The sequence below is a fragment of the Actinoplanes teichomyceticus ATCC 31121 genome, assembly GCF_003711105.1.
In the GTDB taxonomy this organism is placed as follows: Bacteria; Actinomycetota; Actinomycetes; order Mycobacteriales; family Micromonosporaceae; genus Actinoplanes; species Actinoplanes teichomyceticus.
The window spans coordinates 7,504,052-7,522,717 of sequence record NZ_CP023865.1; the positions used below are offsets into that span (position 1 = coordinate 7,504,052).

Consider the following 18,666-nt stretch of genomic DNA (forward strand, 5'->3'; position numbering starts at 1 on the left):
GGCTCGGCGAGCCCACGGTTTACCCGGCGGGAGCCGGTCGTGATCAGCGATGCTGGGGGGCGTGGATTACCCCGGACTCGCCGGGCGCACCGGCGACTTCAGCCACGGCGCCCCCCATGCCGTCACGGTCGGCGCCGACGGGGCGCGGGTCGCCTTCCTGCGCTCGCGCGGCCCGCGGGACCCGGACTCCGGGCTCTGGGTGCTGGACGTGGCCGCCGGTGACGAGCGGTTCGTCGCGCCCGGGCCGATCGCGTCGTACGCGGTGGATCAGGACGCCCGGGTGGCCGCCTTCACCCGCGGCGGCCGGCTGTTCCGCGTCGATCTGACCACGGCGACGGTGACCGCGATCCCGACCGCCGGTGCGGCGCACGACCCGCGCCCGGACCCGCAGGGCGTCCGGATCGGCTACCTCACCGATCCGGACGGGTCGGCGTCGCTGCGGGTGCACGGGCCGGAGGGCGACCGGCTGCTGGCCGGCGAGCCGGGCAACGCGTGGCGCGAGCACGGCGGCAGCATCGCGTGGGGGGTGGCCGGAGCCGGCGCCGCCGAGTTCGGCCGGACCCGCGGCTGGTGGTGGTCGCCGGACGGCGGCCAGGTGCTGGCGGTGCGTACCGCGGGCGCGACCAGCCTGCACCTGCTCGACCTGGACGGCGGCTGGGTGGACGTGCACTGGGACCGGGAGACGTACCCGCACCTGGCCCAGGTGCGCTGGTCCGCCGGCGGCCCGCTGATCACCGTGCTGCGCCGGATGCAACAGCACGGTCTGGTGCTGTCGGTGGACCCGCGCACCGGGGAGACCCAGGTGCACGCGGAACTCGCCGACGCCCGCTGGGTGGAGCCGATCCCGGGCACGCCGCGGCACCTGCCGGACGGCCGGGTGCTGGTCGGCGGGGAACTGGCGCACGACGGGTTCGACGCGCGTTGCCTGTTCGCCGACGGCAGCCTGCTCACCCCGCCCGCCCTCTACGTCCGGCGGGTGGCCGGCACCCTGGCCCGCGCCGGCGCGGCCGCCGGGGCGCCGGACCTGATCGTCGAGGGCAATCTGGGCGATCCCGCGGCGCGCGAGGTGTTCCGGGTACGCACCTCGCTGGGCGGGGGCGGACCGGAGGTGACCCGGCTGACCGAGTCCCGCGGCGAGCTCGCCGTCGGCGGGGACGTGCTGGTCGCCGGCGCTCAGGTGTGGCGGGGCGACCGGCGGATCGGCACGCTGCGGTCGCTGGCGGCGTCGCTGCCGTACCGGCCGCGGCCGGTGCTGGAACGGGTCACCGACCGGCGGCTGCCGGCCGCCGTGCTCTACCCGGACGGGTTCGTCGGCGGCAGCCTCCCGGTCCTGCTCACCCTCGGCGACGGGCCGGGTCACCAGCAGGTGTGCGCGGATCCGGCTGCCTGGCAGGAGCGGCAGTGGTGGGCCGACGCGGGGTTCGCCGTGGTCAGCGTCGACTCCCGGGGCACGCCCGGGGTGGCCCCCAGCTTCGAGAAGGCGGTGCACCGGCGGCTCGCCGACCTGGCCCTGGCCGACCAGGCGGACGCCCTGCGGGCGCTCACCGGCAAGCACCCCGACCTGGACCTGACCCGGGTGGTGGTGCGCGGCCGCGGGACGGGCGGGTGGCTGGCGGCGCTGGCCGTGCTGCGCCGGCCCAGGCTGTTCCGCGGCGCGGTGGCCCGCGAGCCGGTGCTGGACTGGGGTGACCTGCCGCGTCCGATCGCCGAGCGGTACCTGGGCGATCCGGCCGACTCGGCGCACGTCTACCGCAACCACAGCCTGGCCGCGGCGGTCGCCGAGGCGGAGCCGCACGGGCCGGTCCTGCTGGTCGGGGCGCAACTGCCGGGACTGACGTCGGTCCCGTCGGCCTCCCTGGCCGAGGAGCTGGCCTTCCTGCGGGAGGTCGTGTCGTGACCGGAAAGATAGGCACGGGACGCGTCGATATCCGACCAGTGCTCGTGCGACGGTCGTCTCCCGACCGGCCGGGAGACGCCATGACCTCCACGATCTTTACCAGCGGCGGCCCTCACCGAGCCGGAGTTGCCGGCCATCGGCGGAACCGCCCGAGCGCATCGAGCTCTGCGACGGGGGCCTCTGCATGACACCCGCGCCGCCCCCTCGCCAGCAGTACTTCTCCGCCGGGCCGGCGGTTCGGCAGGCCCGCCGGCAAGGGCGCCGCCTGCGGTCACCGTGACGATCGCCCCGGCCGAACTGCTGCCGCCGCGGTGAGGTGAGCCGGAATTCGTCGCGCCCGCCCCATAGGGTCGGGGGATGAGCCACTTCGATGAGGCGGGCGCGGCGGTGCAGGCCGCGCTCGACGCCGGCGCCCGCTATGCGGATGCCCGTGTCATGGTCTGCCGCACCGAGTCGATGACGGCCCGCGACGGCGCCGTCGAGGATCTGGGCTCCGACGAGAGCGCGGGCCTGGGCGTGCGCGCCCTGGTCGGCTCGAGTTGGGGCTTCTACGCCGTACCGGATCTCGCGGAACCCTCGGCCCGCGCCGCCGGGCGGCGGGCCGCGCAGATCGCCGCGGCCAGCGCCCAGGTGGCCGGCCCGCCGGCCGAGCTGGTCCCGGCCGCCCCGGTGGTGGCCAGCTGGGCCAGCGACTGCGTGATCGACCCGCTGTCGGTGCCCCTGGCCGACAAGGGCGACCTGCTGGTGCGCGCCACCGCCGCGGCCAAGGAGGCCGGCGCCGACCTGGCGCAGGCGAACTACGCGATCTGGGACACCCACAAGTGGTTCGTCTCCAGCGAGGGCCACCGCATCGACCAGCACATCCGGGAGTGCGGCGGCGGCGTCACCGCGCACGCCATCGGCGACGGCGAGGTCCAGCGCCGCTCGCTGCCCGGGCAGTACGGCACCCGCGGCTGGGAGCTGATCGACGAGCTCGACCTGGTGGGCAACGCGCCGCGGCTGGCCGAGGAGGCGCGGGCGCTGCTCACCGCGCCGCTCTGCCCGGCCGGCGAGACCACCCTGATCCTCGGCGGCTCGCAACTCGCCCTGCAGATCCACGAGTCCGTCGGGCACGCCATCGAGCTGGACCGGATCCTCGGCTGGGAGGCCGCCTTCGCCGGCACCAGCTGGCTCGACCTGAGCCGGCTCGGCACGCTGCGGTACGGCTCGGACCTGATGAACATCACCATCGACCCGACCTTCCCGGGTGCGCTGGGCAGCTTCGGGTTCGACGACGAGGGCACTCCCGCGGCGAAACGGCACGCGGTCCGCGACGGCATCTGGGTGGGCGTGCTGGCCGGGCGGGACTCGGCCGCGGTCGCCGGGCTGGACTACGCCGGCAGCGTCCGGTCCGACGGCTGGGCCCGGCTGCCGATGGTGCGGATGACCAACGTCGGGCTGGAGCCCGGCCCGCACACCCTCGACGAGATCATCGCGGCCACCGACGACGGCGTGTTCATGGACGTCAACCGGTCCTGGTCGATCGACGACCGGCGGCTGAACTTCCAGTTCGGCTGCGAGATCGGGTTCGAGATCAAGAACGGGAAGCGGGGAAGGATGCTGCGCAACCCGACCTACACCGGGATCGGCCCCCGGTTCTGGCAGTCGATGGACATGCTCTCGTCCGAGACGGTCGCCTGGGGCACGCCGAACTGCGGGAAGGGTCAGCCCGGCCAGGTCGGGCACACCGGGCACCCGGCCGCGCCGGCCCGGTTCACCGACGTACGGGTGGGGGTGCGCGGATGAGCGCCGAGCTGCAGATCGCGGCGAAGGTGGTGGAGCTGGTCCGGGCGCTGGCCGGCCGCTCCGCCGAGGCCGAGGTCACGGTCCGGCACCACGCGCTGGCCCTGACCCGGTTCGCCAACTCGGCGATCCACCAGAACGTCGCCGAGGCGAGCACCGGCGTGCGGCTGCGGCTGCACCTGGACGGGCGGACGGCGGCCGGGTCCACCACGCTGACCGGAGCCGACGGGCTGCGCTCGCTGGTCGAGCGGACCATCGCGGCGGCCCGGGTGACCCCGCCCGACCCGGCCTGGGCCGGTCTGACCAGGCCGGCCCCGCTGCACGTCTCGGCCAATCACCCCGGTTCCGGGGAGCAGTCCGGGCTGGCGTTCGGCTTCGACGAGGCGACCGCCCGCGCCACCCCGGCCGAGCGGGCCGAGCGGGTCCGCGCGTTCGTCGACGCGGCCGGCGGCCTGGAGACCGCCGGTTACTGCCGGACGGCGTACATCTCGGCCGCCTTCGCCAACACCGCCGGGCAGGCCGTGACGGGCCGGACGGCGGAGGCGGCGATGGACGGCATCGCCCGCGCCGGCGGCGCCGACGGCGTGGCCCGGCTGGCCACGTCCCGGCTGGCCGGTCTGGACGGGGCGGTGCTGGGCGCGCGGGCGGCGGCCAAGGCGCGCGCCGGGGCCGAGCCGGTCGAGCTGCCCCCGGGGCGGTACGAGGTCGTGCTGGAGCCCACCGCGGTCGCCGACCTGCTGCACAACTTCGCGGTCTTCGGGTTCAACGGGAAGGCGTACGCGCAGAAGCAGTCCTTCGCCGAGCTGGGCACGGCGCAGTTCGACCCGTCGGTGACCATCGTGGACGAGCCGCTGGGCAGCCGTGGCGAGCCGGCGGCCGGCCTGCCGTTCGACGACGAGGGCACGCCGAGGCGGTCGCTGGTGCTGGTCCGCGAGGGGGTGACCCGGGCGGTGACGCACGACCGCACCTCGGCGGCCCAGGTGGGCGCGGAGTCCACCGGGCACGCCGCCCCGGGCTCGCGCTCCTGGGGCCCGTGCCCGGCGCATCTGCGGCTGGAGGCGGCCCCGCTGGCGGCCGGCGGGAGCGACGGCGGGCCGCCGATGATCGAGGCGTCGGCCCGGCCGCTGGTCGCCCGGATGCGCCGCGGCCTGCTGGTCACCGACCTCTGGTACACCCGGGTGCTGGACCCGAAGACGCTGGTGGTGACCGGGTTGACGCGCAACGGCGTCTGGTTGGTGGAGGACGGCGAGGTGACCGGGCCGGTCGGCAATCTGCGCTTCACCCAGTCGTACCCGCAGGCGCTGGGGCCGGGCCGGGTGCTCGGCATCGGCGGTGAGTCGGTGCTGCTGCCGGACTCGTGGGCCGACTCGCGCTACGCCGCGCCCGCGCTGCACCTGGCGTCCTGGAACATCACCGGGAACGCCTCCGGATAGATCAGCTAGCGTATAGGTGACCGTCTTTGCGGACCGGGATGATGTTTTTGTGACGTACTTGGCATCCCCGGTCCGCAAAGTGTCGGACTCTCGGCGTAACGTGTGCCACACATCACCGTCGCGCGAGGACGGCTGACGGCGGGCACCCGTGTGCCCGCGCCCGGCCGGCCCCGCGCACCTGACGCGGCACCGGCAGGGGGATGGCATGACGACCACGGCGACGAGGCCGGGCGCGGGACGGGCACGCGCGGCGATCTCGGCACGGACACTGCGCACCGATCGGTGGTGGCTGGCGCCGCTGATCACGTTCCTCGGGCTGAGCGCCTGGGTGGCGTACGCGACGGTCCGGGTCTTTCTGCACAGGTGGTTCTACGTCGAGGACTACCACTATCTGACGCCGTTCTACTCACCGTGCCTGACCGACCGGTGCGCCGGCGCGGCCGAGTTCGGCACTCCCCTGCCGAACGTCGCGCTGATCCCGGAGGCGGCGTTCACCCTGCCGTTCCTGCTGCTCTTCCGGCTGACCTGCTACTACTACCGGAAGGCGTACTACCGGGCGTTCTGGCTGTCCCCGCCGGCCTGCGCGGTGCCGGACCGGCACCGGACGTACTCCGGCGAGACCCGGTTCCCGCTGATCTTCCAGAACGCGCACCGGTACGCGTTCTACGCCGCCTTCGTCATCTCGATCATCAACACCTGGGACGCGGTCCGGGCCCAGACCACCGGTCTCGGCCTGGGCAACGTGATCCTCTGGGTCAACGTGATCATGCTGTGGGCGTACACGCTGTCCTGCCACTCCTGCCGGCACATCGTCGGCGGCCGGCTCAAGCACTTCTCCGCGCACCCGGTGCGATACCGCTTCTGGACCCTGGTGTCCACGCTGAACACCCGGCACATGCAGCTGGCCTGGATCACCCTCGGGACGCTGGCGCTGACCGATTTCTACATCATGTGGGTCTCGGCGGGCTGGTTCGGCTTCCACGACCTGCGACTCATCGGCTGAGAGGCATCGACGATGACGAACACTGTCGAACGCCACCTGTACGACGTCGTGGTGATCGGCGCCGGCGGGGCCGGACTGCGCGCCGCGATCGAGGCCCGGCTGGCCGGCAAGCGCACCGCGATCATCTCCAAGTCGCTGTTCGGCAAGGCGCACACGGTGATGGCCGAGGGCGGCGCGGCGGCGGCGATGGGGAACGTAAACAGCCGGGACAACTGGATGGTGCACTTCCGGGACACCATGCGGGGCGGCAAGTTCCTGAACAACTTCCGGATGGCCGAGCTGCACGCCAAGGAGGCCCCGGAGCGCATCTGGGAGCTGGAGACGTACGGCGCGCTCTTCGACCGGACGAAGGACGGCAAGATCTCCCAGCGCAACTTCGGCGGGCACGAGTACCCCCGGCTCGCGCACGTCGGCGACCGCACCGGCCTGGAGCTGATCCGCACCCTGCAACAGAAGATCGTCTCGTTGCAGCAGGAGGACCACGCCGAGACCGGCAGCTACGACTCGCGGATCCGGGTCTTCCAGGAGACCACGATCACCGAGCTGCTGCTCGACGGCGACCGGGTGGCCGGCGCGTTCGGCTACTACCGCGAGTCCGGTGACCTGCTGCTGTTCGAGGCGCCCGCGGTGGTGCTCGCCACCGGCGGCGTCGGGCGCAGCTACAAGGTCACCTCGAACTCGTGGGAGTACACCGGCGACGGCCACGCGCTCGCCCTGCGGGCCGGCGCGACGCTGATCAACATGGAGTTCCTGCAGTTCCACCCGACCGGCATGGTCTGGCCGCCGAGCGTGAAGGGCATCCTGGTCACCGAGTCGGTCCGGGGCGACGGCGGGGTGCTGCGCAACTCCGAGGGCAAGCGGTTCATGTTCGACTACGTCCCGGACGTGTTCCGCAAGCAGTACGCCGAGACCGAAGAGGAGGCGGACCGCTGGTACGACGACCCGGACAACAACCGCCGCCCGCCCGAGCTGCTGCCCCGCGACGAGGTGGCCCGGGCGATCAACAGCGAGGTCAAGGCGGGCCGTGGCAGCCCGGCCGGCGGCGTCTTCCTGGACGTGTCCACCCGGATGCCGGCCGAGACGATCATCCGGCGGCTCCCGTCGATGCACCACCAGTTCAAGGAGCTGGCCGACGTCGACATCACCAGGGAGCCGATGGAGGTGGGCCCGACCTGCCACTACGTGATGGGCGGGGTCGAGGTGGACCCGGACACCGGCGCGGCGTTCGGCTCGGTGCAGGGGCTGTTCGCGGCGGGCGAGGTGTCCGGCGGCATGCACGGCTCGAACCGGCTCGGCGGCAACTCCCTCTCCGACCTGCTGGTCTTCGGCAAACGGGCCGGGGAGCACGCCGCGGCGTACGTCGACACGCTGCCGGCCCGCCCCCGGGTGTCCCGGGTCGACGTGGCCGCGGCGACCGAGGTGGCGCTTGCCCCGCTGGTCCGCGCCGAGGGCGAGAACCCGTACACGTTGCAGCAGGATCTGCAGGCGGTGATGGGTGACCTGGTCGGCATCATCCGCCGGGAGGGCGAGCTGACCGACGCGCTGAAACGGCTGCACGAGCTGCGGCTGCGGGTGGCCACCGTCGCGGTCGGCGGCGGCCGCCGCTACAACCCCGGCTGGCACCTGGCGCTCGACCTGCGCAACATGCTGGTCGTCTCGGAGTGCACGGCGAAGGCCGCGCTGGAACGCGAGGAGTCGCGCGGCGGGCACACCCGCGAGGACTTCCCGCGGATGAGCCCGCAGTGGCGGCAGATCAACCTGGTCTGTTCGCTCGACGAGACCGGCGAGGTGCAGCTGGAGCGCAAGCCGGTGCCCCGGATGCGCGACGAGCTGCTCCGTCTCTTCGACCACAGCGAGCTGGCGAAATACATGACCGACGAGGAACTCTCCGAGTGGGAGGCGCGGTGAAACGCCATTTTCGTGTCTGGCGGGGTGACTCGTCCGGCGGGGACCTGCAGGACTTCGACGTCGAGGTGAACGAGGGCGAGGTCGTACTCGACATCATCCACCGGTTGCAGGCCACCCAGACCCCCGATCTGGCCTGCCGGTGGAACTGCAAGGCCGGCAAGTGCGGCTCCTGCTCGATGGAGATCAACGGCATGCCGCGGCTGGGCTGCATGACCCGGATGTCGACGTTCACCCCGGACGAGACGATCACGATCACCCCGCTGCGGACCTTCCCGGTGATCCGCGACCTGGTCACCGACGTCTCCTTCAACTACGAGAAGGCCCGCGAGACCCCGGCCTTCGCGCCGCCGGCCGGCGTCGCGCCCGGGCAGTACCGGATGCAGCAGGTCGACGTGGAACGCAGCCAGGAGTTCCGCAAGTGCATCGAGTGCTACCTCTGCCAGAACACCTGCCACGTGGTCCGCGACCACGAGGAGAACAAGACCGCCTTCTCCGGCCCGCGCTTCTTCATCCGCGCCGCCGAGCTCGACATGCATCCGCTGGACGCCCGCACCGACCGTAAGCAGTACGCCCAGCAGAGCCAGGGCCTCGGCTTCTGCAACATCACCAAGTGCTGCACCGAGGTCTGCCCGGAGCACATCAAGATCACTGACAACGCCATCATCCCGATGAAGGAGCGCGTCGTAGACCGTCGATACGACCCATTGGTCCGCCTCGGCCGCAAGATCTTCCGCCGCGACCAGCTCCCCGACCCGCCGGACAACATGGCCCCGTCCCGCAGCGAGGGCGTCAGCGGCGTCGGCGCCGGCATGACGTACACCAGCGCCCGCCTCCCGGAGGGCCCCCCGGTCGGCCCGGACGGCCGCCTCGAGATCGCCGAACTCGCGGCCCCGCTGCAGGGCGGCCTCTCACCCTTCGGCGAGGACATGACCTTCCCGCTCCCTCCGGAGCGCGTCGCCTACCACCACCCCGACCCGGACCGCCCGGCCGCCGATCCGCCCACGGCAGGCGGCCGGCACTGACCTTTCCCGGTACGACCGGGGGAGCCCCGCCCGCGGTCACGCGCCCCGTGCCGGTCCCGCGCGGCGCGGCCCCCACCCCGGACCGCAACGCGCCCCGAGGCGGCGCGGGGCACGGCGGCGCGGGGCACGGCGGCGCTGGGCGCGGGGTCACGGCGCGGCCGGGCGCGGGGTCACGGCGCGGCCGGGCGCGGGGTCACGGCGCGGCCGGGCGCGGGGTCACGGCGCGGCCGGGCGCGGGGTCACGACCGAACGCGACATCGCGGCCAGACGCAGGGTCGTGGCCGAGCGCGAGGTCATGGCGTAGCGCCGGATCGCGGCCAGACGCGAGGTCGCCGCCGGGGAGCAGGAGCGCACCGGGCCACCGGGTGAGGGCGACGGGCGCGGTGGCGCATAGAGTCCGCGCATGCCCTCGCTCGTCACACCGGCCCTCGCCACCGGCACGCTGGCCCACTCGGCGCAACCGGAGATCACCGGGGACGGTGTGCTGCTGCGGCCGTGGTGTGCGGCGGACCGGCCGGCGGTCGTCGCGGGGTATGCCGATCCGGCGATCCGGCGCTGGCACTGCCGGGCCATGAACGATGACGAGGCGGCGGCCTGGATCGCCCGCTGGCCCCGGCGCTGGCAGGAGGAGAGCGGCGCCGGCTGGGCCGTGACCGTCCCGGCCGGCGACGCACCGGATCTCCGCGTGGCGGGGCAGATCAGTTTCCGGAGGATCGATCTCGCCGAGGGCGTGGCCGAGCTCTCCTACTGGGTACTGCCCGAGTTCCGCGGCGGCCGGATCGCCCCGCGCGCGCTGACCGCCCTCACCACCTGGGCCTTCACCGGTCTGGGCCTGCACCGGCTGGAGCTGAACCACTCGACCGCGAACCCCGCGTCCTGCCGGGTAGCCGCCCGGAGCGGGTACCCGGCCGAGGGCACCAGACGCAGCGAGGCCCGGCACGCCGACGGCTGGCACGACATGCACCAGCACGCCCGCCTCGCCACGGACTGACCGCTCACTCCCCCACCGCACGGTGACGCTCGGCCACCGTGCGGCCGGCCGATCCCGGCCCCGCGCGTAACCGCCGTCGGCACCGGCTCGGGAAACGGTGGCGCGGGGTGACGTCGTAACGCGGGTTGCGCACGCGCCGGGGCATCGGCGCTGCGATGTTCCGGGACCGGGCAGGAAGCCGGGAGTGCGTGGGCGGGTCAGTGCGGGTCGGCGGGCCGGCCGCCGTCCGCGGTCAGGGTGAGCTGCATGATGGCCACGTCATGCCACGCGTCGTGTTTCCAGCCGATCCGGGGATGGGTGCCGACCGATCGGAAGCCCAGGGCGGCGTGCAGGCCGAGGCTGGCGTCGTTCGGCAGAGCCGTCTTGGCGACCGCGACGTGGTAGCCGCGGGAGGCCAGGCGGGGCAGCAGGACCCGGTACAGCGCACGGCCGGCGCCGGTGCGGCGGCGACCGAGCTCCAGGTAGACGCTGACCTCGCAGGACCATCGGTAGGCCGGGCGGGCGGCGAACGGCCGGGCGTACGCATACCCGATCACCCGGCCGGCGTCCTCGGCGACGAGCCAGGCGTGCGTGGCGGCGGCCTCGGTGATCCGGCCGGCCATCTCGGCGGCGCTGGGCGGCTCGGTCTCGAAGGTGATCGCGGTGTCCAGCACGTACGGCCGGTAGATGGCGGCACAGGCTTCCGCGTCGGCGGTGGTGGCGTCCCGGATGGTCAGCGACATGTCGATCATAGTAATCAGAATCGCGCACTATAGTGACAGCGTGCCCGACGACCTGACCGAGGAACTCGCCGCCACGTTGCGCGCCGTGCGTACCGAGAGGGAACTGACGCTCAACGCCCTCGCCACGCGCTCCGGCGTCTCCCGGGCGATGATCGCCAAGATCGAGCGCGGCGCGGCCCAGCCCACCGCGGCGCTGCTCGGACGCCTCGCGGCGGCACTCGGGATCACGCTGTCCGAGCTGTTCTCGCGTACCGAGAAGGATTCTCGGCGGTTGATCCGCCGCGCCGACCAGGCGGTGTGGATCGATCCGGAGACCGGCTACCGGCGGCGCTCGGTCTCACCGCCCGGCGGCGCCGCCCAGCTCGTGGAGGTGGAGTTGCCGCCGGGGGCGTCGGTGGCCTGTCCCGCGGACGCCTTCGCCCCGGCCCGGCACCAGATCTACGTGCTGGACGGGCGGCTGCGCTTCCGCGAGGGCGACGTCGTGCACGACCTGGACGCCGGGGACTGCCTGGAGCTGGGCCCACCGGCGCCCGGCGAGTACCACAACCCGGCCGGACAGCCCTGCCGTTACCTGGTGATCCTCAGCCCGGGCCGAGGGCTGCGGGGCTGATCCGCGACGAGCACGGCCACGGGCGTACGGATCAGGGGGCCCGGGTCCCGGGTTTTCCGGCGGGCCGGAGAGCCAGGCCGTCGGGCAGCCGCTCCAGCACTGACACGAAGGCGTCACGCGTCGATGACCCCGGGCTGGCCCGGCGGCGTTCGTCGGCGCCATCGCCGGGACCTCGCGGGTGGGCGTGACCGCCGGGACCCCCGTGGGGGCGTGACCGCCGGGACCGCCGTGGGGGGCGTGACCGGCGGGACCTAGGCCGTCGCCGGTCTCGTACCCGCGCCGCGGTTGTCCACAGGGACCGGCGAGCCGTCGAACGTCAGTACTAATATGGCGGCATGAGCAGCGCTTACCAGCCTTCGATGCTCGATCTCGTGTCGGGTCCGTCCCCGGCGCTCGAGCCACTGTCCGGGCTCACCCGGCACCGGCTCACCGCGGGCGCCTGGGTCGACGTGCTGCCCGGGTGGTTGCACGGGTCCGACGCGGTCTTCGAGACCCTGCTCGGCATCGACTGGCGGGCGGAGCGGCGCAAGATGTATGACGGCGTCGTCGACGTGCCGCGGCTGCTGCGCTGGTTCGGCGAGGGTGAGCCGCTGCCGCACCCCGCGCTGACCGAGGCGCGCCAGGCGCTGAACTCGCACTACGCCCAGGAGCTGGGCGAGGAGTTCGTGACCGCCGGGATGTGCCTGTATCGCGACGGGCGGGACAGCGTGGCCTGGCACGGCGACACGATCGGCCGGTCGTCGACCCAGGACACCATGGTGGCGATCGTGTCGCTGGGGTCGCCGCGCAATCTGCTGCTGCGTCCACGCGCCGGTGGCCACGAGACGTTGCGATTCCCTCTGGGACACGGCGACCTGATCGTGATGGGCGGTTCGTGCCAGCGGACGTGGGAGCACGCGGTGCCGAAGACGGCGCGGGCGGTGGGTCCACGCGTCAGTGTGCAGTTCCGGCCACGGGGCGTGGCCTGACGGCAGTCAGCGAGCCGCCGGGCGGGCCCGGGAGCACGACCTGACGGCAGTCAGCCAGCCGCCGGGCGGGCCCGGGAGCACGACCTGACGGCAGTCAGCCAGCCGCCGGGCGGGCCCGGGAGCACGACCTGACGGCAGTCAGCCAGCCGCCGGGCGGGCCCGGGAGCACGACCTGACGGCAGTCAGCCAGCCGCCGGGCGGGCCCGGGAGCACGACCTGACGGCAGTCAGCCAGCCGCCGGCGGGCGCAGGCATGGCCCGGCGGCGGTCAGCCAACCGCCGGGCCGGCGCGAGCACGACCCCACGGCGGCCAGCCATCTCCGGGCGGGCGCGGCGGATAAAGCGCCGTGGCGCGCCGGCGTGGGTGCATCCCGGCGGCATGGCCCGACATTGCGGCCATCAAGGCGACGAGCGCCGTGGCCACAGCCGGCGCAGCGATCGATCCCGCGCAGCGGCGGCGGGTCAACGCTCGGGGCGTGGATCGTTCGGTGGAACGCTGCCGCGTCAGGTCAGCGGTGGCGCACCGAGTCAGGGCGGCACGACTCGCTCATCCGGGCGCGCGTTCCGACTGATCACGGGGTGGGGCCGAGGCAACGGTCGCCTCGGGTAACGGGGACGTTGCAAGTAGTTGACGAGACGGATCAGAAAGTTACACTCCTAGTGTAAATAGTTGACCATCACTCTCCACTGTGGACCACTGGGTCCGATAGAGGTGGCCATGTCGACGAAAGCCCCTGCTCACGAGCTTGCGCTCGACCACATAACGGTTCGCTTCGGCGGGCTGACCGCTCTCGATGACGTCTCACTGCGCGTACCCGCGGGGCGGATCGTCGGCGTCATCGGGCCGAACGGCGCCGGTAAGACCACGCTTTTCAACGTCATCTGCGGATTCGTCACGCCGACGTCCGGCCGGCTCACCCTGGGTGGCCGGCCCTGGCGACCCCGGCCGCACCACCTCAACCGGCTGGGCATCGCCCGCACGCTGCAGGGGGTCGGCCAGTTCGGCGGGCTCACCGTGCTGGAGAACGTGCAGGTCGGAATGCGCGGCCGACCCTCGGACCAGCCGGAAGGCGGCATGTCCGCGCGGGCAAACGACGGACACGTGCGGTCCGGGAACACCACGAACGACCCGGCAAACGACGGACACGAGCCGTCCGGGAACACCACGAACGACCCGGCAAACGACGGACACGAGCCGTCCGGAAACACCACGAACGACCCGCGGAACAACAGACACGAGCCCGCCAGCAACACCACGAACGACCCCGGGAACGACGGACCCGGGCCGGCAAACGGCATGAACCGCCCGCGGTCCGGCGCGCCGGACCCGCTGGGAGGCGGTCCGGGGAGTTCGCCCAGCGGCCCGAACCCGCGGGCCGGCGACCCGACCGGGGCGCGCAGCACCGCGGACCGGCGGGCGGACGGGTCGGATGGGCGGGCGCGCAGCACCGCGGACGGGTCGGATGGGCGGGCGCGCAGCACCGCGGACCGGCGGGCGGACGGGTCGGATGGGCGGGCACGCAGCACCGGGCGCGGCTGGTGGGCGGGCCGGGAGCGGTGGTCCGAGCGGGAGGCGCTCGCCGCCCTCCGGAGGTGCGGCGTCGCGCAGTACGCCAACGAGCTTCCCGGCGCGCTGCCGTACGCGATTCGCAAGCGCATCGAGCTGGCCCGCGCGCTCGCCGCCCGGCCGCGGATCCTGATGCTCGACGAGCCGGCCGGTGGGCTGGATGCCGAGGAGATCTGGTGGCTGGCCGAGCTGATCACCACGGTGGGCACCACGGTCCTGCTGGTCGAGCACCACATGGACCTGGTCATGTCGGTCTGCGACGAGATCCTGGTGCTCGACTTCGGCAAGCCTGTCGCGCTCGGCTCCCCGGCCGAGATCAGCGCGAACGAGAAGGTCACCGAGGCGTACCTGGGAGCGGCGGCGTGAGCCGCGGGGGCCGTGCCGGCAACGGCCGCCCGGAGAGGGACGGCATCGGGACCAGCCGCCACGAGCGGGCCGGGAACGGCCGGCCGGAGAGGGACGGCACCGGCACGAGCCGCGGGGAGCGGACCGCCAACGGGCACCGGGAGACGAGCGGCACCGGCCTGAGCCGCGGCGAGCGGGCCGCCAACGGCCGGCGGGTGGGCCGGGGCGGCGGCATGAGCCGGGACGAGCGGGCCGGGAACGGCCGGCGCGGCGCGGGCGGAGAGCCGGAGTGAGCGCGCTGCTGGAGGTGGACGGGCTGACCGCGGGGTACGGCGCGGCGCCGGTGCTGCACGGCGTGCGGCTCAGCGTGCAGCCCGGCGAGATCGTCGCGGTGCTGGGGGCGAACGGGGCGGGCAAGACCACGCTGCTGCGTGCGCTCTCCGGGCTGGTCCGGGCGACCGGGGGCACGGTCGCCTTCGACGGCGAGGATCTGCGCCGGGTCCCGGTGGAGCACCTGGTACGCCGCGGGATCGCGCACGTGCCGGAGGGCCGCGGGGTGGTCACCGAACTCACCGTGGACGAGAACCTGCGGCTCGGTGGGCTGTGGCGGCGTGACCGCGCGGACGCGGCGCGCGCCCTGGACGAGGTCTACGACCTCTTTCCGGCGCTGGCACAACGGCGTGCCAGTGCCGGGCACCAACTCTCCGGCGGTGAGCGGCAGATGCTGGCGCTGGGCCGCGCCCTGGTCGGCCGTCCCCGGCTGCTGCTGCTGGACGAGCCGTCGCTGGGCCTGGCGCCGCGGATCACCGCACAGATCATGGCGCTGCTGCGGGACCTGCGGGAACACACCGGGTTGACGGTGCTGCTGGTCGAGCAGAACGTCCGCAGCGCACTGTCCATCGCGGACGCGGGGGTCGTGCTGGCGCTGGGCCGCGTGGTCACCCGCAACAGCGCGGCGCGCCTGCGTGACGACGCCGACCTGCGGCACGCCTATCTGGGTTTCTGAGCCGGCACGGCGACCCCCGGACCACACCGACGACCCGCGCGGCGGCCGGCACACCGGCGAGCCACGGCCGCCGCGGCACACCGGCAAGCCACGCCGCCCCGGCACACCGGCGAACCGGAGCGCCCCGGCACACCGGCAAGCCACGGCCCGCCCCGGCACACCGGCGAAACCGGAGCGCCCCGGGGACCACGCACCCGGCGCGACATGGCACGAGAGCAGCGGCGACGACGGGACCGACGAGAGATGACGACATGGACAGATTCGTTTACCTGACCTTCGACGGACTCAGCCGCGGCGCGGTCTACGCCGCGTTCGCACTGGCCCTGGTGCTGATCTGGCGGGCCGCCCGGATCGTCAACTTCGCCCAGGGCGCGATGGCGGTGGCCGCCGTCTACGTGGCGTACTCGGTGACGAACGCGACCGGCTCCTACTGGCTCGGGTTCGCCGCGGCGATGGTGTTCGGCCTGCTGCTCGGCGTCGCCGTCGAGAAGGCCGTGATGCGCTTCGTCGACCACTCCTCCCCGCTCAACGGCGTGGTCGTCGCACTCGGCCTGGTCCTGATCGTGCAGGGCGTGCTCGGCATCGTCTACGGCAACGAGTACCGCCCGGTGGCGACCCCGTTCCGGCGCGACGCTTTCGAGATCGGCGGCATCGCGGTGCTCAGCCGCTACGACGTCTTCGTCTTCGCGGCGGTGGGTGCGGTGGTCGTCGCGCTCACGGTGCTGTTCACCCGTACGGCGATCGGCCTGCGGATGCGTGCCGCCGCGTTCGCCCCGGACGTCTCCCGGCTGCTCGGGGTGTCGGTGAGCGGGATGCTGACGCTGGGCTGGGCGCTCGCCGCCGCGGTCGGCTCGCTCGCCGGGATGCTGGTCGTCCCGACCGAGCTGGGCCTGCATCCCACCGCGATGGACGTGGTGTTCGTGTCCGCGTTCACCGCCGCCGTGGTGGGTGGCCTGGACAGCCCGATCGGCGCGGTGACCGGTGGCCTGATCGTCGGGCTGCTCCTCTCCTACGTCAGCGGCTACCTGGGCGCGACGGTCGCCCCGATGGCGGTGCTGGCGCTGCTCGTGGTCGTGCTGCTGGGCCGGCCGGGCGGGTTGTTCGCCAGGTCCCGGGCGAGGCTGGCATGACCGGCAGCGTGACCGAGGTGGCGCGGCCCGGCACGGCCACGCCCGTACCCGAGATCCGCGGACGACGGCGGATCCCGCCGATCGTGCCGGTCCTGATCGGCGCCGTGGTGGTGGCGGCACTCAGCTACGTCCTGCCGCCGTTCCGCAACTACCAGCTCGCCACGGTCGGCGCGTACTTCACGGTGACCGCCGGGCTGACCGTCCTCACCGGACTCAACGGCCAGCTCTCGCTGGGGCACGGGGCGCTGATGGCGACCGGCGCCTACGCCTTCGCGCTGGCGCAGAACAGGTGGCTGACCATGCCGCTGAGCTTCCTGGCGGCGATCGCCGCCACGACGCTGGCGGGTGTGGTGATCGGGCTGGCCGCGGCCCGGCTGCGCGGCCCCTACCTGGCCGGGCTGACCCTCGCGGTGGCGGTCGTGGTGCCGTCGGTGACCAGCACGTTCGACGAGACGTTCCACAGCGACATGGGCCTGTCGGTGGCGCTGGACCCGCCGCCCGGGACGATCCCGGTGGAGCGTTGGCAGGCCTGGCTGTGCTGGGCGGGCGCGCTGGTCACCGTGCTGCTGCTGGCGATGCTGGTGCGCGGCCGGTTCGGGCGGGACCTGCGCGCGGTGCGCGACGACGAGACGGCGGCCCGGCTGGCCGGGGTGCACGTGGCCCGTACCCAGGTGCTGGCGTTCGTGGTCAGCGCGGCCTGCGCCGGCCTGGCCGGCGCGCTGTTCGCCGTGCTGGCGCAGAGCGTCTCCCCCGGCGCGTTCCCGCTGACCCTGTCGCTGTTCCTGGTGATGGCCATCGTGATCGGCGGTCTGGGCCGGCTGACCGGCGCGCTGTGCGGGGCGGTGCTGCTGGTCGCGCTGCCCGCGCTGGCGCAGACCGCCGGGGAGCGCTCCGGTTCGCAGCATCTGGAGGGCAACCTCGCCTTGGTGATCTTCGGCGTGGTGCTCGTCGTCGTCATGCTCGCCGCTCCGGGCGGCCTCGCATCCATCAGATTCACCAGACAGTCCAGGAGGAACCGATGAAACGCACCACGGCGGCTCTTCTCGCCGTCCTGCTGCTGGCAGCGGCCTGCGACAGCTCCGGCGGGGGCGGGTCCAGCACGAGCGACGTGCCGGGGGTGACCGATTCCGAGGTCGTTGTCGGCACGCACATGCCGCTGACCGGCCCGGCCGCGGCCGGCTATTCCAAGATCGCACCGGCCACCAAGGCGTACTTCGACTTCGTCAACGCGAACGGCGGGATCCACGGACGGAAGATCACCTACAAGATCAAGGACGACGGCTACAACCCGGCGACCACCCAGCAGGTGGTGCGGGAGCTGGTCCTGCAGGACAAGGTCTTCGCGATCCTGAACGGCCTGGGCACCCCGACCCACTCCGGGGTGCTGGACTTCCTGAAGACCAACCGGGTGCCGGACCTCTTCGTGGCCAGCGGCAGCCGCAGCTGGAACCAGCCGGACAGGTACCCGGGCACGTTCGGCTTCAACCCGGACTACACCGTCGAGGGCAAGATCCTGGGCACCCACGTCAGGAGCGCGTACCCCGGGAAGAAGGTCTGCTTCCTCGGCCAGGACGACGACTTCGGCCGGGACAGCCTGGCCGGGGTCGAGAAGATCCTCGGCCCGGTGGCGGCCAAGCAGACGTACGTGACCAGCAGCCCGAACGTCGGCCCGCAGATGGGCGCGCTCAAGGCGGCGGCCTGTGAGGTCGTCGTGCTGGCCACCGTGCCGGGCTTCACCGCGCTGTCGCTGGGCACCGCCTCGAAGATCGGCTTCAAGCCGCAGTTCGTGGTCAGCAACGTGGGCGCCGACCCGGCCACCGTCGGCAAGGCGCTGGGTACGGCCGCGCCGCTGCTGGAGGGCGTGGTCTCGGCGAACTACCTGCCGCTGACGACGGACGACGCCAGCCCGTGGATCCAGCTCTTCAAGAGGGTCAACGCCGAGCACAACGGCGGCGCGGAGTTCGACAACAACGTCGTCTACGGGATGTCGGTGGCCTACCTGTTCGTGCAGTCGTTGCAGGCCGCGGGCCGTGACCTGACCCGGGACGGGATCGTCGCCGCGGTGCGCCGCAACGGCTTCCAGGGGCCGGGTCTGGTGCCGCTGCGGTTCGCCGACAAGGATCATGCGGGGTACGGCGGGGAGCGGCTGACCCGGGTCGAGGGCGGCAAGGCGGTGTTCTTCGGGCCGGCATACACCACCGACGACGGTGACGCGGCGGTGCAGCCGCACACCGGCCCGGTCGTGACACCGCCGCAGAACGGCATCCCGGCGGCGTAATATCC

General features: G+C 73.4%; 17 protein-coding genes and 1 pseudogene. 16 read left to right on the forward strand and 2 right to left on the reverse strand.

Annotation, left to right across the window (positions count from 1 at the left end):
- The first annotated feature begins 49 nt into the window (after positions 1–49).
- The 6 genes from ACTEI_RS32930 (at position 50) to ACTEI_RS32955 (ending at position 9,045) form a co-directional block, all read left to right on the forward strand.
- On the forward strand, positions 50–1,897 hold the full coding sequence (locus tag ACTEI_RS32930) for a S9 family peptidase (protein WP_372443190.1): 1,848 nt from the start codon (positions 50–52) through the stop codon (positions 1,895–1,897).
- Between the two features lie 357 nt (positions 1,898–2,254).
- Positions 2,255–3,682, forward strand: coding sequence for a TldD/PmbA family protein (locus ACTEI_RS32935; protein WP_122981201.1), 1,428 nt, complete (start codon positions 2,255–2,257; stop codon positions 3,680–3,682).
- The gene (locus tag ACTEI_RS32940; RefSeq protein ID WP_122981202.1) at positions 3,679–5,112 is read left to right on the forward strand and encodes a TldD/PmbA family protein; all 1,434 of its coding nucleotides are present in this window, start codon (positions 3,679–3,681) and stop codon (positions 5,110–5,112) included. The genes ACTEI_RS32935 and ACTEI_RS32940 overlap by 4 nt, the downstream gene beginning before the upstream one ends.
- 205 nt (positions 5,113–5,317) lie before the next feature.
- Positions 5,318–6,115: a hypothetical protein gene (locus ACTEI_RS32945; protein WP_122981203.1), complete on the forward strand. Its 798-nt coding sequence runs from the start codon at positions 5,318–5,320 to the stop codon at positions 6,113–6,115.
- Between the two features lie 12 nt (positions 6,116–6,127).
- Complete coding sequence (locus tag ACTEI_RS32950) at positions 6,128–8,023, forward strand: fumarate reductase/succinate dehydrogenase flavoprotein subunit (RefSeq protein ID WP_122981204.1); 1,896 nt, start codon at positions 6,128–6,130, stop codon at positions 8,021–8,023.
- Complete coding sequence (locus ACTEI_RS32955) at positions 7,981–9,045, forward strand: succinate dehydrogenase/fumarate reductase iron-sulfur subunit (protein ID WP_164466321.1); 1,065 nt, start codon at positions 7,981–7,983, stop codon at positions 9,043–9,045. The genes ACTEI_RS32950 and ACTEI_RS32955 overlap by 43 nt, the downstream gene beginning before the upstream one ends.
- Before the next feature lie 216 nt (positions 9,046–9,261).
- Here ACTEI_RS32955 and ACTEI_RS37560 read toward each other — a convergent pair whose 3' ends face one another.
- Positions 9,262–9,450, reverse strand: coding sequence for a hypothetical protein (locus ACTEI_RS37560; RefSeq protein ID WP_145830759.1), 189 nt, complete (start codon positions 9,448–9,450; stop codon positions 9,262–9,264).
- On the opposite strand from ACTEI_RS37560, the gene ACTEI_RS32960 reads away from it, so the two are divergent.
- Positions 9,449–10,036 carry a GNAT family N-acetyltransferase gene (locus ACTEI_RS32960; RefSeq protein ID WP_122981205.1) on the forward strand — a complete coding sequence of 196 codons (588 nt, stop codon included), beginning with the start codon at positions 9,449–9,451 and terminating at the stop codon, positions 10,034–10,036. The genes ACTEI_RS37560 and ACTEI_RS32960 overlap by 2 nt on opposite strands.
- Before the next feature lie 197 nt (positions 10,037–10,233).
- Here ACTEI_RS32960 and ACTEI_RS32965 read toward each other — a convergent pair whose 3' ends face one another.
- Complete coding sequence (locus tag ACTEI_RS32965; RefSeq protein WP_203723546.1) at positions 10,234–10,758, reverse strand: GNAT family N-acetyltransferase; 525 nt, start codon at positions 10,756–10,758, stop codon at positions 10,234–10,236.
- A gap of 40 nt (positions 10,759–10,798) precedes the next feature.
- On the opposite strand from ACTEI_RS32965, the gene ACTEI_RS32970 reads away from it, so the two are divergent.
- From ACTEI_RS32970 to ACTEI_RS33010, 9 genes and pseudogenes are all read left to right on the forward strand, one after another.
- Complete coding sequence (locus ACTEI_RS32970) at positions 10,799–11,368, forward strand: helix-turn-helix domain-containing protein (RefSeq protein WP_122981207.1); 570 nt, start codon at positions 10,799–10,801, stop codon at positions 11,366–11,368.
- A gap of 335 nt (positions 11,369–11,703) precedes the next feature.
- Positions 11,704–12,336, forward strand: coding sequence for an alpha-ketoglutarate-dependent dioxygenase AlkB (locus ACTEI_RS32975; RefSeq protein ID WP_122981208.1), 633 nt, complete (start codon positions 11,704–11,706; stop codon positions 12,334–12,336).
- Positions 12,337–13,053: 717 nt separating this feature from the next.
- A pseudogene (locus ACTEI_RS39470) lies at positions 13,054–13,374 on the forward strand (ATP-binding cassette domain-containing protein); the annotation flags it as partial.
- 774 nt (positions 13,375–14,148) lie between these two features.
- Positions 14,149–14,268 (forward strand): ABC transporter ATP-binding protein C-terminal domain-containing protein, encoded by a 120-nt coding sequence (locus ACTEI_RS39475; RefSeq protein WP_392390156.1) that lies wholly within the window; start codon positions 14,149–14,151, stop codon positions 14,266–14,268.
- A complete protein-coding gene (locus ACTEI_RS32990) occupies positions 14,265–14,540 on the forward strand; it encodes a hypothetical protein (RefSeq protein WP_122981209.1) in 276 nt (91 codons plus the stop codon). Before ACTEI_RS39475 ends, ACTEI_RS32990 begins: the two co-directional genes overlap by 4 nt.
- Entirely contained in the window at positions 14,537–15,253 is a 717-nt protein-coding gene (locus tag ACTEI_RS32995; protein ID WP_122981210.1) for an ABC transporter ATP-binding protein, read from the forward strand. The genes ACTEI_RS32990 and ACTEI_RS32995 overlap by 4 nt, the downstream gene beginning before the upstream one ends.
- Before the next feature lie 251 nt (positions 15,254–15,504).
- Positions 15,505–16,383: a branched-chain amino acid ABC transporter permease gene (locus tag ACTEI_RS33000; protein WP_122981211.1), complete on the forward strand. Its 879-nt coding sequence runs from the start codon at positions 15,505–15,507 to the stop codon at positions 16,381–16,383.
- A complete protein-coding gene (locus ACTEI_RS33005; protein ID WP_122981212.1) occupies positions 16,380–17,405 on the forward strand; it encodes a branched-chain amino acid ABC transporter permease in 1,026 nt (341 codons plus the stop codon). Before ACTEI_RS33000 ends, ACTEI_RS33005 begins: the two co-directional genes overlap by 4 nt.
- Positions 17,402–18,661 (forward strand): ABC transporter substrate-binding protein, encoded by a 1,260-nt coding sequence (locus ACTEI_RS33010; RefSeq protein WP_122981213.1) that lies wholly within the window; start codon positions 17,402–17,404, stop codon positions 18,659–18,661. The genes ACTEI_RS33005 and ACTEI_RS33010 overlap by 4 nt, the downstream gene beginning before the upstream one ends.
- The last annotated feature ends 5 nt before the right edge of the window (positions 18,662–18,666 follow it).

What these genes read in the sequence shown, in the direction of transcription:
- ACTEI_RS32940 (WP_122981202.1), top strand. Translation starts at nt 3,679, where the DNA reads ATGAGCGCCGAGCTGCAGATCGCGGCGAAGGTGGTGGAGCTGGTCCGG.
- ACTEI_RS32945 (WP_122981203.1), top strand. Translation starts at nt 5,318, where the DNA reads ATGACGACCACGGCGACGAGGCCGGGCGCGGGACGGGCACGCGCGGCG.
- ACTEI_RS32950 (WP_122981204.1), top strand. Translation starts at nt 6,128, where the DNA reads ATGACGAACACTGTCGAACGCCACCTGTACGACGTCGTGGTGATCGGC.
- ACTEI_RS39475 (WP_392390156.1), top strand. Translation starts at nt 14,149, where the DNA reads ATGTCGGTCTGCGACGAGATCCTGGTGCTCGACTTCGGCAAGCCTGTC.
- ACTEI_RS33000 (WP_122981211.1), top strand. Translation starts at nt 15,505, where the DNA reads ATGGACAGATTCGTTTACCTGACCTTCGACGGACTCAGCCGCGGCGCG.
- ACTEI_RS33010 (WP_122981213.1), top strand. Translation starts at nt 17,402, where the DNA reads ATGAAACGCACCACGGCGGCTCTTCTCGCCGTCCTGCTGCTGGCAGCG.
- ACTEI_RS32935 (WP_122981201.1), top strand. Translation starts at nt 2,255, where the DNA reads ATGAGCCACTTCGATGAGGCGGGCGCGGCGGTGCAGGCCGCGCTCGAC.
- ACTEI_RS32965 (WP_203723546.1), bottom strand. Translation starts at nt 10,758, where the DNA reads ATGTCGCTGACCATCCGGGACGCCACCACCGCCGACGCGGAAGCCTGT.
- ACTEI_RS32960 (WP_122981205.1), top strand. Translation starts at nt 9,449, where the DNA reads ATGCCCTCGCTCGTCACACCGGCCCTCGCCACCGGCACGCTGGCCCAC.
- ACTEI_RS32930 (WP_372443190.1), top strand. Translation starts at nt 50, where the DNA reads ATGCTGGGGGGCGTGGATTACCCCGGACTCGCCGGGCGCACCGGCGAC.
- ACTEI_RS32975 (WP_122981208.1), top strand. Translation starts at nt 11,704, where the DNA reads ATGAGCAGCGCTTACCAGCCTTCGATGCTCGATCTCGTGTCGGGTCCG.
- ACTEI_RS37560 (WP_145830759.1), bottom strand. Translation starts at nt 9,450, where the DNA reads ATGCGCGGACTCTATGCGCCACCGCGCCCGTCGCCCTCACCCGGTGGC.
- ACTEI_RS33005 (WP_122981212.1), top strand. Translation starts at nt 16,380, where the DNA reads ATGACCGGCAGCGTGACCGAGGTGGCGCGGCCCGGCACGGCCACGCCC.